The sequence below is a fragment of the Candidatus Eremiobacteraceae bacterium genome (genome assembly GCA_036511855.1).
Taxonomy (GTDB): Bacteria; Vulcanimicrobiota; Vulcanimicrobiia; order Eremiobacterales; family Eremiobacteraceae; genus JABCYQ01.
In genome coordinates this window covers 47,048-60,485 of sequence record DATCBN010000093.1, presented here as the reverse complement: position 1 = coordinate 60,485, position 13,438 = coordinate 47,048, and the positions used below count along the sequence as shown (strand labels likewise).

Annotated in this window: 15 protein-coding genes; 11 read left to right on the top strand and 4 right to left on the bottom strand. The window is 64.8% G+C overall.

The features are described 5' to 3' along the window. The first annotated feature begins 18 nt into the window (after window positions 1-18). The 9 genes from VII69_11985 to trpA all read left to right on the top strand — a co-directional run bounded on the left by VII69_11985 (window position 19) and on the right by trpA (window position 8,083). Window positions 19-954: a DNA-directed RNA polymerase subunit alpha gene (locus VII69_11985; GenBank protein HEY5095826.1), complete on the top strand. Its 936-nt coding sequence runs from the start codon at window positions 19-21 to the stop codon at window positions 952-954. 6 nt (window positions 955-960) lie between these two features. Continuing rightward, on the top strand, window positions 961-1,317 hold the full coding sequence (gene rplQ / locus VII69_11980) for a 50S ribosomal protein L17 (GenBank protein HEY5095825.1): 357 nt from the start codon (window positions 961-963) through the stop codon (window positions 1,315-1,317). A 301-nt stretch (window positions 1,318-1,618) separates the two neighbouring features. Continuing rightward, window positions 1,619-3,046, top strand: coding sequence for an anthranilate synthase component I family protein (locus VII69_11975; protein HEY5095824.1), 1,428 nt, complete (start codon window positions 1,619-1,621; stop codon window positions 3,044-3,046). After that, on the top strand, window positions 3,043-3,630 hold the full coding sequence (locus VII69_11970; GenBank protein HEY5095823.1) for an aminodeoxychorismate/anthranilate synthase component II: 588 nt from the start codon (window positions 3,043-3,045) through the stop codon (window positions 3,628-3,630). Before VII69_11975 ends, VII69_11970 begins: the two co-directional genes overlap by 4 nt. Next, complete coding sequence (gene trpD, locus VII69_11965; protein ID HEY5095822.1) at window positions 3,627-4,679, top strand: anthranilate phosphoribosyltransferase; 1,053 nt, start codon at window positions 3,627-3,629, stop codon at window positions 4,677-4,679. Before VII69_11970 ends, trpD begins: the two co-directional genes overlap by 4 nt. After that, window positions 4,676-5,467 carry an indole-3-glycerol phosphate synthase TrpC gene (locus tag VII69_11960; GenBank protein ID HEY5095821.1) on the top strand — a complete coding sequence of 264 codons (792 nt, stop codon included), beginning with the start codon at window positions 4,676-4,678 and terminating at the stop codon, window positions 5,465-5,467. Before trpD ends, VII69_11960 begins: the two co-directional genes overlap by 4 nt. After that, window positions 5,467-6,075, top strand: a complete 609-nt coding sequence (locus VII69_11955) for a phosphoribosylanthranilate isomerase (protein ID HEY5095820.1) — start codon at window positions 5,467-5,469, stop codon at window positions 6,073-6,075. Before VII69_11960 ends, VII69_11955 begins: the two co-directional genes overlap by 1 nt. An 11-nt stretch (window positions 6,076-6,086) precedes the next feature. Next, window positions 6,087-7,286: a tryptophan synthase subunit beta gene (trpB, locus tag VII69_11950; protein ID HEY5095819.1), complete on the top strand. Its 1,200-nt coding sequence runs from the start codon at window positions 6,087-6,089 to the stop codon at window positions 7,284-7,286. Next, entirely contained in the window at window positions 7,283-8,083 is an 801-nt protein-coding gene (gene trpA / locus VII69_11945; GenBank protein ID HEY5095818.1) for a tryptophan synthase subunit alpha, read from the top strand. The genes trpB and trpA overlap by 4 nt, the downstream gene beginning before the upstream one ends. Window positions 8,084-8,182: 99 nt before the next feature. Here the strand turns inward: trpA and VII69_11940 are convergent, their stop codons facing one another. After that, the gene (locus VII69_11940; GenBank protein HEY5095817.1) at window positions 8,183-8,554 is read right to left on the bottom strand and encodes a DUF4383 domain-containing protein; all 372 of its coding nucleotides are present in this window, start codon (window positions 8,552-8,554) and stop codon (window positions 8,183-8,185) included. A gap of 140 nt (window positions 8,555-8,694) precedes the next feature. Here VII69_11940 and VII69_11935 point away from each other — a divergent pair, with 140 nt between their 5' ends. Beyond that, the gene (locus tag VII69_11935; protein ID HEY5095816.1) at window positions 8,695-9,681 is read left to right on the top strand and encodes a 2-hydroxyacid dehydrogenase; all 987 of its coding nucleotides are present in this window, start codon (window positions 8,695-8,697) and stop codon (window positions 9,679-9,681) included. Here VII69_11935 and VII69_11930 read toward each other — a convergent pair. Next, window positions 9,603-10,298, bottom strand: coding sequence for a hypothetical protein (locus VII69_11930; GenBank protein ID HEY5095815.1), 696 nt, complete (start codon window positions 10,296-10,298; stop codon window positions 9,603-9,605). The two genes, VII69_11935 and VII69_11930, sit on opposite strands and share 79 nt — an antisense overlap. Window positions 10,299-10,426: 128 nt before the next feature. Further along, window positions 10,427-12,025 (bottom strand): phosphoenolpyruvate carboxykinase (ATP), encoded by a 1,599-nt coding sequence (gene pckA / locus VII69_11925; GenBank protein HEY5095814.1) that lies wholly within the window; start codon window positions 12,023-12,025, stop codon window positions 10,427-10,429. A gap of 182 nt (window positions 12,026-12,207) precedes the next feature. Between pckA and VII69_11920 the strand changes: the two genes are divergently transcribed. Next, window positions 12,208-12,432, top strand: a complete 225-nt coding sequence (locus VII69_11920; protein ID HEY5095813.1) for a hypothetical protein — start codon at window positions 12,208-12,210, stop codon at window positions 12,430-12,432. Here VII69_11920 and VII69_11915 read toward each other — a convergent pair. Further along, on the bottom strand, window positions 12,427-13,380 hold the full coding sequence (locus VII69_11915) for a threonine/serine dehydratase (protein HEY5095812.1): 954 nt from the start codon (window positions 13,378-13,380) through the stop codon (window positions 12,427-12,429). The genes VII69_11920 and VII69_11915 overlap by 6 nt on opposite strands. Window positions 13,381-13,438: the final 58 nt, after the last annotated feature.

The following is a 13,438-nucleotide window of genomic DNA, read 5'->3' as shown; positions in this document are numbered from 1 at the left end:
GAATCTTGGAAGGGAAATATGGCAGTTTTGGAATTTCAACGGGCGACTATCGAGGTGCGGGAGCGCCGCGATAATTACGCGCAGTTCGCGATCGAACCGCTGGAGCGCGGGTTTGGGATCACGCTAGGCAACAGCCTGCGGCGGATCCTTCTCTCGTCGCTGCCCGGGGCCGCGGTCACGTACGTCAAGATCGACGGCGTGCTCCACGAATTCTCCACCATACCGGGCGTGGTCGAAGATACGACCAACATCATCCTCAATCTCAAAGGTCTGCCGCTGAAGCTGAGTTCGGACGAGCCGAAAGTGCTGCGCATCGAGGCCATAGGCGAGCGGGAAGTCACCGCTTCGGACATCGTGCCGGATGCGGATATCGAACTGCTCGACCCGGCGTATCACATCGCGACGCTCTCCGACAAGAAGGCTCGGCTGTTCATGGAGATCGGCGTCGAGAAGTGGCGCGGCTACGTCACCGCGGACAAGCAGCGCAACGTCGAACACGTCATCGGGCTCATCCCGGTGGACTCGATCTTCACGCCCATCCGCAAGGTCGCGTATCAAATCGAAGACACGCGCGTCGGACAGGTCACCGACTACGACCGCCTGCTCATCGAGATCGAGACCAATGGCAGTCTCACGCCCGACGAGGCGTTGAGCACCGCGGCCGGCATTCTCCAGGAACAGCTCGGTCTGTTCGTCACGTTCAGCGGGCGCGCCGAAGTGGAGGCGCCCGTCGAAGAAGCCAAACCGTTCGCCGGTTGGGATATTCCGGTCGACGAGTTGGATCTTTCGGTTCGGTCGTACAACTGCCTCAAACGGGCAGGCATCACAAAGATCTCCGAGCTGTTGCAGAAGACGGAAGAAGAGATCATGAACATGCGCAACTTGGGCAAGAAGTCCGTCGACGAGATCAAAGAGAAACTCGTCGAGCGCAACCTCAGCTTGAAAGCACAGTAGGCGGACATGCGACACAAACAAGACGTAAAACGCCTCGGCCGGAACGACGACCACCGTCGATCGATGCTCCGCAATCTCGCCACCTCGCTGTTCACGCATGGCAAGATCGAGACCACGATCATCCGGGCGAAAGAAGTCTCTCGCGTCGCATCGCGTTTGATCACGCGCGCTAAGAAAGGCGATCTCGCCAGCCGCCGCATCGTCGCTTCGTACCTCACATCGGAGGCGGTGGCGAAAAAGGTCATGGAAGTGATCGCGCCTAGCTTGGCGGGGCGGAGCGGCGGCTACACGCGTGTCATACGGACTCGTATCCGAAAGGGCGACGCGGCGGAAATGGCGCAGCTCGAGCTGCTGCAGTCGTAAGAGAAGGGATTGCAATCCTGAAAAGCGCACCAACCGGTCCGATGACAAATGTATTAGGGCAAGCCGTACTAGGGCAAGCATCGCTTGCCCATTCCGTAACTGCGTCCTCGTGGTGGTGGGTCACGCCCGCCCGATTCAATGCGGGTGTGAGTCGCTCAAGCTGACCACACCAGCGTAAGGCGCATAGCGCCAAAGATTCGGCGGGCTCTCGATCGCAAATCGAGGGCCCGTTTTCTTTTGCCCGCGATATGCCAAAAATGGGCAAGCGATGCTTGCCCTCCTACGGGGACCGGAGGCCACGTTGAACACTTTCCGCCGCATCGTCCACCGAGACGTCCTTGCAGACGCCGTCACGCCGATAGGCGCATATCTCGCCATCGTGCGCGCGCGCAAAGGTCCGGCCATGCTCTTTGAGAGCGCACTCGGCGCGGGTGTCGGAGCGCGCAGGTCGTTGATCGGCGTGGGCGCGCGCGGCGAAGTCCGCGTTTTCGATGGAGAAGTATCGACCGCGATCGACGGCGGGGAGCTGCGGGCCACCGGCGCGTCGCCGCTCGACGCATGCCGCTCGGTCCTCGAGTCGTTGTCGCCTGCCGCCGATGATATCAGACGGTCGCCGTTCTTCGGGCTTTTCGGGGCCGCTGCGCATGAATTCTCCGGCTACCTCGAGCGCTTGCCGCATTTGCCGCGCGCGCACGATCCTATGCCCGACCTTCACCTCGTCGTGCCCGAGACGCTCGTGGTATTCGACCACTTCACGCATCGTGCGACCATCACGACGTTGGCCGCCGAAGACGGAACGTCGCGCGACGACGCGGACATCGTCGCGGCTTTGACCGCCGCACCTTTCATCGCATACGCCGGGTCGGATCTGCAACCTCCGCGCGAACTTGCCGCGACCTCAGATGGACCCGGCGCTGCCCGGTTCTGCGCGAACGTCGCCGCCGCTAAGGCTGCTATCTACGACGGCGAGGTCTTTCAAGTGGTCTTGTCTCAGGGTCGGACGGTTGAAAGCGACGCGGATCCTTTCGACGTCTACCGCGCGCTGCGCTCCATTAACCCGTCGCCGTACATGTTCTTCATCGATCTCGGCTGGGGCCAGCTCCTCGGTTCGTCGCCGGAGCTGCTCGCGAAACTCGAGGGACGCCGGGCCATCGTGCGTCCGCTGGCGGGCACCCGCGCGCGCAGCGACGACCCGGAGACCGACCGCAAGCGCGCCGCCGCACTTCGTCGCGATCCTAAAGAGCGCGCCGAACACACGATGCTCGTCGATCTCGGGCGCAACGACGTTGGACGCGTGTGTACGCCGGGGAGCGTGTGCGTGGACGAATTCATGGACGTCGAACGGTTCAGCCACGTCATGCATCTGGCGTCCGAAGTGAGCGGCGAGCTCAAGCCGGAGCTCGATGCGTTCGATTTGATGGCGGCCGCGTTTCCGGCCGGCACCGTGAGCGGCGCACCGAAGGTCAGGGCGCTCGAACTCATCGCGCAGCTTGAAGGAACGCGGCGTGGATTCTATGCCGGCGCCGTTCTCCGGTTCGGCTTTGACGGCAGTTTGGATTCATGCATCACTTTGCGCAGCATGCACGCCTACGGCGGCGCGTTCCATCTCCGGGCGGGGGCCGGCATCGTCGAAGCGTCGGATCCCGAGGGCGAAGACCGTGAATGCCGAGCCAAGCTCGGCGCGACGTTGGCCGCGCTTGCGATGGCAGCGGGAGGCCTTCCCGCATGACGCGCGATGTGCTGATCGTCGACAACTACGATTCCTTCACATACAATCTTGCGCAAGGATTCGGCGCGCTCGGCTTCTCGCCGTCCGTCGTGCGCGCGGACGAGATCGACATGGATAAAACCAAGGCGCAGCCGCCGGCCATTCTCGTCATCTCACCGGGTCCGGGCCGTCCGGAGAGCGCGGGTCTTTCCGTCGCCGTGGTCCGCGCGTTGAGCGGCCGCGTGCCGGTGCTCGGCATCTGCCTCGGACACCAGGCGATCGCGGTTGCCTTCGGCGCGTCGGTGAAGCACGCGCCGGAGCCCGTTCACGGCAGCGCCTGCGAGATCGTGCACGACGGCGGGCCGCCGTTCGAAGGTTTGCCGCTGCGCGTGCGAGCTGGCCGATATCACTCGTTGATCGTCGACGAGGGCGATCTTCCGGTGGAGCTCACGATCAGCGCGCGGACGCATGACGGCCTGATCATGGCGCTGCGCCACAAAAGCCATCCGACGTACGGTCTGCAGTTCCACCCCGAATCCATCCTCACAAAATCCGGGCCGCACATGTTGAAGAACGTCTTACGCGCCGCGGGGCTGGTCTCATGATCGGCGCGACGGGTGTCAGATCGGCGGCCGCCGCAGAAACGATGACCATGTGCATCCGGCGCGCGGTCCGCGGGGAAGATCTGAGCATGTCGGACGTGCGCGCCGCGGTCGAGGCGATCGTCGACGGCGAGGCGTCTGAAGCTCAGGTTGGTGCGCTCCTGGCCGCGCTTGCGACGAAGGGCGAAACGGCGGATGAGCTCGCGGGCGCTGCAGATGCGCTGCGTGAACGCATGCTTGAGGTGCACAGCGCGAACGCGCCATTGCTCGACGTCTGCGGGACCGGGGGCGATGGATCGGGTTCGTTCAACATCTCGACCGCAGTCGCGTTCGTGGCGGCCGGCGCCGGAGCGACCGTCGCCAAGCACGGCAACCGGGCGATGAGCAGCCGTTGCGGCAGCGCGGATGTCTTGTCCGCTCTTGGCGTCCGCGTCGACGCGTCGCCCGCCACATCGGCGCGGGCGCTGGAAGAGGTGGGCATCGCGTTCTTGTTCGCGCAAGCCCACCATCCGGCGATGCGCGCCGTCGGCCCCGCGCGGCGCGAGATCGGCATCCGCTCGATCTTCAACCTCGTCGGCCCGCTCGCGAATCCGGCGCGCGCACAACGCCAGGTAGTCGGCGTCGCGGACGAGCGCGCGGTTCGGACGGTGGCCGAAGCGCTGCGACGCCTCGGCTCGGAACGCGCGGCCGCGGTGCGCGGTCACGACGGCATGGACGAGGTGAGCCTTTCCGGACCGACGCGCGTGGTGGAATGGACCGGCTCGCAGATCATGGAGTACGAAATCGACCCAGCGTCACTTGGCCTCGAGCGCAGCGAGCTTCCGGCTCTGCGCGGTGGCGACGCCGACGAGAACGCACACATCGTGCGCACGGTGTTCGCCGGGGGTTCGGGACCGCAAAGCGACGTCATCGCGCTGAACGCGGCGCTCGCCCTCGTGATCGCGGGCATCGCATCCGATTTGCGCGATGGATTGCGACGCGCGCGCTTCAGCATCGCAAGCGGTGCAGCGGCGACAAAACTGGCTGGACTCGTCCGGGTATCGACGTCATGAGCGTCCTCGACGAACTGATCATGCGGCGTCGAGCATCGGTTTCAGAAGCGAAACGGCGCACACCCGTGGCCGCGCATCGCGACGCGGCGCTGGCCAGGACGGACCGCCGTGATTTCACGGCGGCGCTGCGCGCCGGGCGAACCGGTACGGTGCCGGCGATCGTCGCCGAATTCAAAAGGCGCTCGCCATCGGCGGGCGACATCGATCCAGCGGCGGATCCCGCGGCCGTCTCGTCGGCGTACGAGCGCGGGGGCGCCGCCGCGCTTTCCGTCCTGACGGAAGCGTCGATGTTCGGCGGAAGCCTGGACGACCTGCGCGTCGCGCGCGCGGCCTGCGGTTTGCCCGTGCTCTGCAAAGATTTCATCGTCGACGCCTATCAGGTTTGGGAGGCGGCCGCGGCTGGGGCGGACGCCGTGCTCTTGATCGCCGCGATCCTCGACGACAACCTGCTACGCGGGTTGTTCGCGCTGGCGAGCGCGTTGCAAGTGACGCCGCTCGTCGAAGTGCACGATGGGGCAGAAGCTCTTCGCGCCATCGGCATCGGTGTGCGTTTGATCGGCGTCAACAACCGTGACCTAGGGACGTTTGACGTGCATGCCGGCACTGCAGCGCGCGTGGCATCGAGCTTGCCGCCGGATTGCTTCGTCGTGGCCGAGAGCGGCTACCGCTCGGCCGAGGATGTTGCAGCCAGCGGGCGGGCGGGTGCAGGAGCGGTGCTCGTCGGCGAGGCGCTCATGCGCTCGTCCGACAAAGAGACGGCAGTGCGGCTGTTGCGAGGAGAACGATGATGCGCGTCAAGATATGCGGGATGACCGATGCCTCGGAGATCACGACGTGCGTCGCGGCGGGCGCTGACGCGCTCGGGTTCATCTTCGACGTTGGGCCGCGCGGGCTGAACGTTGAGAAAGCCGCTGCTTTGACCGCGGTCACCCCGCCGTTTGTGACCACCGTCGGCGTCTTCGTCAACCCAACGCCTGAGCTCGTGCGCTCGGCCATCGATTCGTGCAGACTCGACGTGCTGCAGTTCAGCGGCGACGAGGACCCGATCTTCTGCGGTTCGTTCGGCAAACCCACGATCGTCGGCGCCGGCCGCCGGATGCCGTCGCGGGAAGACCTCGCAGCCGCGCGAGCGGTAGCGGTGATGGCCGATTCCCGGACTGGCGAAGCGTACGGTGGAACCGGCGTGCCGGTGCCGATCGAAACCGCACGCGCGCTGCGATCTGCGGCGGGCCGCTGCTTTGTGCTGGCCGGCGGACTCAAGCCCGAAACGGTGGCAGCCGCGATACAGGCGATACGGCCGGACGCGGTCGATGTGCGCTCCGGCGTGGAGCGCGACGGCCGCAAGAACGACGCGCTCGTGCGGGCATTCGTCCTCGCGGCGCGCGGCGCGATCTGACGATGGAGGCGATGATGAACGGGCCCGACGCCCGCGGATACTTCGGCGAGTTCGGAGGCCGGTATGTTCCCGAGGTCTTGTTCGAGCCGCTTTGCCGGCTCGAAGCGGCTATGCGCGCAGCATTCGCGGACGAGTCGTTCTGGGCGGAATATCGCGTGCTCTTGCGAGACTACGTCGGCCGGCCGTCGCCGCTTTTCGAGGCGCGAAACCTCACGCGCGCGACGGGCGGCGCGCGCATCGTCATCAAGCGGGAAGACTGCAATCATACCGGCGCACACAAGATCAACAACACCGTCGGTCAGGGGCTGCTCGCGCGCCGGATGGGGAAGACGAGACTCATCGCCGAGACCGGCGCGGGCCAGCACGGCGTGGCGACCGCCACGATCGGCGCCTTGTTCGGCTTGCCGGTCGAAGTCTATATGGGCGCGGTCGACGTGCAGCGCCAATCGCTCAACGTCTACCTCATGCGGCTTCTAGGTGCGAAAGTCCACGAGGTCAGAAGCGGGTCGCAGACCCTCAAAGACGCGACGAACGAGGCTTTTCGAGATTGGGCCGGGTCCGTGGAGTCCACGTTCTACGTCATCGGTTCGGTCGTCGGCGCACACCCGTATCCGACGATGGTCCGCGAATTTGCCCGCGTGATCGGCGACGAGGCGCGCGCGCAGATGCTCGAGCGATATGGCAAACTGCCCGACTATGTGGTGGCGTGCGTGGGCGGCGGATCGAATGCGATGGGTTCGTTCGCGGCGTTTCTCGACGATCGCGAGGTGCGATTGTGCGGAGTTGAAGCGGCGGGACTCGGTTTGGAGGTCGCGGGCGGTCACGCGGCCAGCCTCACAGCCGGCACCGTCGGGGTGCTGCACGGGGCCCGCACGTTCTTGCTGCAAAACGGCGAAGGACAGATATCGGCGACGCACTCGATTTCGGCCGGTTTGGACTACCCGGGTGTCGGACCGGAGCACGCGCACTTGCGATCGACCGGTCGTGCGGTGTACGTCGGTGTGGACGACGACAGCGCGTACGATGCATTCCAAGCGCTCGCCCGGCTCGAGGGCATCGTGCCGGCACTTGAGAGCGCGCACGCGATCGCGCAAGCCCGGCGTTTAGCGGCGGGTCTACCCGAAGATTCGATCGTGTTGGTGACCTGCTCCGGCCGCGGAGACAAAGATGCGCTGCGGTTCGCGCTATCCGGCGCAGGGACGACTGCGTGAAGCCGACGATCGAGAGTTCGTTCGCGCGCGCCCGAGCCGAGAATCGCGCGGCGCTCATCGCCTACCTGATGGCCGGCGATCCGTCGCTCTCGGCCACGGTCGACCTCGTGCGAGCCGCGGTGGACGGCGGAGCCGATATCATCGAATTGGGATTTGCCTACTCCGATCCGTTAGCCGACGGACCGACCATCGCGGCTGCGGCCGAGCGGGCGCTCGCGAGCGGCGTGACCTTCGATGCGACTCTCGCGATCGACGTCGGGCAATTCGATGTTCCCGTCATCGCGTTCGGGTATTGGAATCCGATACTGGTGAGGGGGCCGGCGCGCACCGCCGGCAGGCTGGCTGCCGCGGGGTACGCGGGTGTGATCATCGCGGACTTGCCGCCCGAGGAAGGTCAGCCGATGCACGATGCTTGCCGGCGAGAGGCCCTCGTCTTACCGCTTTTGGTCGCGCCGACCACGCCGCCGCAACGTCTCGCGAAGATCGCCCGTGCATCGACGGGATTCGTGTACGCGGTGAGCCGGCTCGGCGTGACGGGGGCGCGCACGGATCTCGACCGCGGCGTGGCGAGTCTCGTTGCGAGCATCAAACGAGAGACCCACCTTCCGGTCGCCGTCGGCTTCGGCATCTCAAGCGCCGCGCAAGCAGAAGAGGTGGCGCGGTGCGCCGATGGGGTGGTCGTCGGCAGCGCACTGGTCGATACAGCGGCCCGTTCGGCGTGCGCGTCCGACGCGTGTGCGGCCGTCCGCGCCGCATGCGCCGAACTGTCGGCAGCCTGCCGTCGTCCTCTGTACTAGGGCAAGCATCGCTTGCCCAAAAAAAACTAGGGCAAGCGATGCTTGCCCTAGTACGGTTGCCATGTTACGGTGGTCCTCCAGCGGGATAGGGAACTGAGGCTACGCCATAGCGCTCCGTGGTGCCGTTGCAGTGAAGCCGACATATGCGAGAACCGCGCCGCTCACCAGATGGATCCAAATGTCGTAGCCGCCGATCGGTAAGATCCCGAGCAGGTTCGGGGTGAGAAAGCCCAGGAGCCCGATGAGAAGTAAGATGACGCCGAACGTCTTGCCAAACGTGGCCGCTCCCGACTCTGTCCGGCCGCCGGAAAGGCCGGCCAACCCGATGATCAGGTGAACGATGTTGTGCAAGACGTTCACGGATGCGACGCCCAGGAGCGTTCCCGAAGCCATGCTCATGCTGCCGCCCAATTGCGGAAAGAAGCCTGCGACGCCGACGATCAGATAGATCACGCCGAAAAGTGTGGCGATGGTCTAAGTCATGGTCTAGCTGCCTCCAAACGCGAAAATATGCAAACGAGGCGCACTTCCACAGGAATGCGCCACGAGTGCGTCTGACGTATCTCTGGCCGGCGATCGAATCCTCTCGCCGGCGGGAAAGGCGTCATCGTTTGCGCATCCTATTCTGCGGCGACGGTTTCACGGAATCCCGGCGCCGGCTGATCCCCCTGGTTCCTGGGCACGACGTCGTGACATGCCCAGCCGGTCAGACACTGCAGTGTCTCGCGGGACCACCCGTCGACGTGATCGTGCCGTACGTGAGCCGGATCGACGCGCAGATCGTACGCGCAGGTTCGTTCGGATTGGTGCAGCAATTCGGCGTCGGTCTGGACGGCGTCGACGTGGACGCGGCGACCGACGCAGGGGTGTGGGTAGCTCGAGTGCCGAGCGCAGGTACGGGCAACGCGGAATCCGCAGCGGAGCACGCCCTCTTGCTGATGCTCGCGCTTTCTCGGCGACTGCCGCAAGCGCAGGCCTCGCTATCGGCGGGATTGGTCGGCGATCCGGCGGGCATCGCGCTCTGGCGCAAAACGGCATGCATCGTCGGTCTCGGCGACATCGGCTCGGCGCTTGCCGCGCGCTTGCGCGCGTGCGGCATGCGCCTGATCGCAGTGCGGCGCCGGCCCGAGCAAAGCGGTGTCGCGGCGCTTGGCGTCGAGCGTGTCTTCGGCCCCGAGGCTTTGCACGAAGCGCTCGCGCAAGCCGACTACGTCGTGCTATGCGTGAATTACGGCGCAGCGAGTCACCACCTCATCGACCGCGCGGCGTTCGATGCGATGAAGCCGGGCGCGTTCCTCATCAATGTGGCGCGCGGCGGGCTGGTCGATCCGGATGCTCTGCTGTCTGCGCTCGAATCGGGAAAGCTCGCCGGCGCCGGGCTCGACGTTTTTTGGGAGGAGCCGCCCGATTCCCATCATCCTATATTCACCTACAACGTGATCGCGACGCCCCACGTGGCCGGCGTCACCGACGCCTCGTACGACGGCATCGCGCACGCGGTGGCGGCCAATATCGAACGCTACGCTACCGGCGACGCACCGCTGTTCGCGGTGAACGCGCCCTCACCGGCGGCGCAAAGCGAGCGGAGACGACGCTGAAACTCGCGCGTTCCGGCTTCCGAGGCGTCCGAAAGATCGCACGCTAGCGGGTTTGTGCGCGCGAAGTTCGCCGGCGCCGGCACATCGCCGGGCGGGCTTGGGATGTCGTTGCGAAGCACGATATCAAATGCGAGAAGGTTTTCGACCGCGACGCGCTTCCATCGCTTGCCCGGATCGCACGCGACGAGGACGGAGGCGCGAGGCCGCATCCACGCAAGCGCAGTCGTCCCTTCGATCACTGCGCCGCGTGCGCCGTTGCGCGCGAGGTAAGCCAGCGCGCCGTCGACCGCATCGGGCGCAGCTTCGCGCAAGGCGATGACCCAAGCCACCGAAATTGCGCCGGCATCTCTCAATCGGCACGTATCGGTGCCGGCCTTTCCGATTGCGCCGCCTGCGGTGAGGATGCGCGCCGGCAGCGCGCGGTGCACGGTTTCGCACACGCCGCACGATGCGCCGCGGCCGCACATACCACGGTCATGAGGACGGTCGAATTCGCCGTCGGCCACGGTCAACTTGATCGCGCCATATCCAAGGCCCACGAGGGCTTGCAGCGCACGTTCGGCTGCTAGCGTCTTGCCGACCCCGGAATGTGGTCCGCCGACGATGACGATTTCCATGTGTAATGGGCTGTTCGGGCTCTACCAGGGAGTTCACTGTGGGCTTCGGCCGCGAAGGCCCATGGGCAAGCGATGCTTGCCCTCCTACAAGGGGCAAGCGTTGCTTACCCCCCTACAGGACGCGGCAGTCAGTCGGTCTTGGGCGCTGCAGCTTTGATCTCGGGAGTCGCCTGATCGGCGAAGCGCTCGAAATTCTCCGCGAATTTCGCGGCGAGTTCCCGGGCCTTAGCGTCGTACGCAGCCTTGTCGGCCCACGTGTCCCGAGCGTGCAAAATTTCGCTCGGCACGCCGGGCACCGCCGTCGGCACTTCGACCTTGAAGACAGGATCGGCAACGAACGATCCGTCGTTGAGCGCACCCGTCAGCGCCGCTTTGACCATCAGCCGCGTGTACGGCAATTGCATCCGTTTGCCGGCGCCGTACGCGCCGCCGCTCCATCCGGTGTTGATAAGCCAACAGCGAACGTCATGGCGTGCCAACCGCTCGCCGAGCTCCTGCGCGTACACCATCGGACGGTGCACCATAAATGGCGCCCCGAAGCAGTGCGAAAAAGTGGTTTGCGGTTCGGTGACGCCCTTCTCGGTGCCGGCGACCTTCGCCGTGTATCCGGAGAGAAAATGGTACATGGCCTGCGCCGTCGTCATGCGCGCGATAGGCGGCAGCACCCCGAACGCATCGCACGTGAGCATGACGAGATTGGTCGGGTGACCGCCGCGTCCCGACGCAACGGTGTTCACGACCGATGTCAGCGGATACGCGACGCGCGTGTTCTCGGTGAGAGAAGCATCGTTCAGGTCGAGCTCGCGGGTCTTCTCGTTCATGACGACGTTTTCGAGCACGGACGCGAACATGCGAGTCGTGGGATAGATCTGCGGTTCGAGCTTGGCGGACAGATTGATGGCTTTCGCATAGCAGCCGCCCTCGACGTTGAAGACGCCGTCGTCGCTCCAACCGTGCTCGTCGTCGCCGATCAGCATACGATCGGGGTCGGCCGACAGCGTGGTCTTTCCCGTGCCCGAGAGGCCGAAGAAAATGGCCGTGTCGCCGCCTTTGCCGATGTTGGCCGAGCAATGCATCGGCATCGCGTTGCGGAGCGGCAGCAAGTAGTTCATGATGGTGAACACGGACTTCTTGATCTCGCCGCCGTAGGTCGTCCCGCCGATGAGGACCAGTTTGCGTGAGAAATCGACGATGATGAATGTCTCCGAGCGCGTGCCGTCGCGTTCTGGAATGGCGAGGAAGTCGCACGCGTCAACCACCGCGAATTCGGGCTTGAATCCGTCGAGTTCGCCGGGCTTCGGCTGGATGAAGAGGTGACGCGCGAAAAGGCTGTGCCAAGCGCGCTGTGTGATCACGCGGATGGGAAGGCGGAAATGCTGATCCGCGCCCGCGAACGCGTCGAGCGAGTACACCGCCTTGTCGCGCAAGAATTCGTCGACCCGTCCGAGCAATGCGGTGAATTTGACGGCATCGAACGGCTTGTTGGTCTTGCCCCAGTCTATGTGCTTATCGCTCCCAGGCTCCCGCACGAAGAACTTGTCCTGCGGCGAGCGTCCCGTATGCTTGCCGGTGAGGACGACGAGCGGACCGCCGGTGGCCGCTTCGCCCTCGCGGTTGAAGATGGCTTGCTCGAACAACTGCGCGGCATTGAGATTTTTTGCCACGCTGGCGGCGTATCCGAACCCGAAATCCTCGAGTCCTAGTGATTCGCCTGCGACGACTGCCATGAAACGGGAGGCTCCTTTGCGGGACCGAGGTTCCGACCAAACAAATTTAGGCGCGCAAATATCGCTTCCTGCGGGACCGACGGGTAAGCATCCCGGGTCCTCCGTAACACTTAGAGCCCAATCGTGGTATGTTGAGCATGTCCGGCTGCAGCCTGCCGGCCAAATCGCGGAGGTCTACAGCTATGCGTTTCCTTTGGATAGTGTTTTTTGTCGCAGCGGCGATGGTCGTACTTGCGATTCTCATCCCATTGCTGCACCTCGCGCTCGTCGTGGGCGTCTTGGTGGCAGCGGCGATATTCGTGATGGCCGTATGGAAAGCGATGTTCGGGCCTAAGACGCCCGCGCTGCCATTACCGCCGTCGCCGCCGTCGCCGTCGGATCGGCCGCGACTCGAGACGCATTCATAGCGCCTCTTTGAGTTTATCCGCGGCGATGTTCGCCCCGCATATGAGCACCGCGACGGTTTTTCCGCGCAGACGTTCCTTTGCGGCGAGCAAGCCTGCTATCGCGAGGGCGGCCGCGCCCTCGCACAGCATCGCATGTGATTCGATGAAGAGGCGCAGCGCGGATCTGATGCCGTCCTCGCCGACATCGATGAACTCGTCGACAAGCGACCGGCAGAGTTCGAACGTGATTGCGCCCGGTTCGATGCCGCCCGCGGTGCCATCCGACAACGTCGGAAGATGTTCTGTCTCGATCACGAGGCCGGCTCGTATCGACTCCTGCATCGCCATCGAATTGCGGGCGGAGACGCCGAGCGCGAACACATCCGGTTTGACGCTCTTCAGATATCCGGCGACGCCTGAGATCAATCCCCCGCCGCCGATGGAGGCGACGACCGCGTCGACGGAAGGCAGCTGACGGAGTATCTCGGCGCCGATCGTTCCCTGCCCGGCGATAACAGCCTCATCGTTATAGGGCGATATGTACGTCATGCGGCGATCGGCGGCATACGCTCGCGCGAAGAGCTCGGTTGCGCCACTGTCGTCTCCGGCGGCCCGTACATCGGCGCCGAGTTGCCTGATCTTTTCGACTTTCGCGCGCGACGCCGACTCCGGCACGAAGATGATACCGCTGAGGCCAAGCGCGTTCATGCCGAGCGCGACCGCGGCGCCGTGATTCCCAGACGACGCTGCCACGATGCCGCTTGTGCGTTCTTGCTCGGTAAGAGATAGGAGCCTGTTGAACGCGCCGCGGACCTTGAACGAACCGGTCCGTTGGAGATTTTCGAGCTTCAGATATACAGTGGCGCCGGTGAGTCCGCTCAACACCGCGGAATGTTCGAGCGGCGTTTCGCGGACGTGCATCCGGATCCGGATTTCGGCCGCTTCCACCAAGGGTTTGACGGGGATCATGTCCTGGAAATCATCCTGCACGGGGGAGGAGCGGCGCTGTCTTCCCAACTACGCCGAG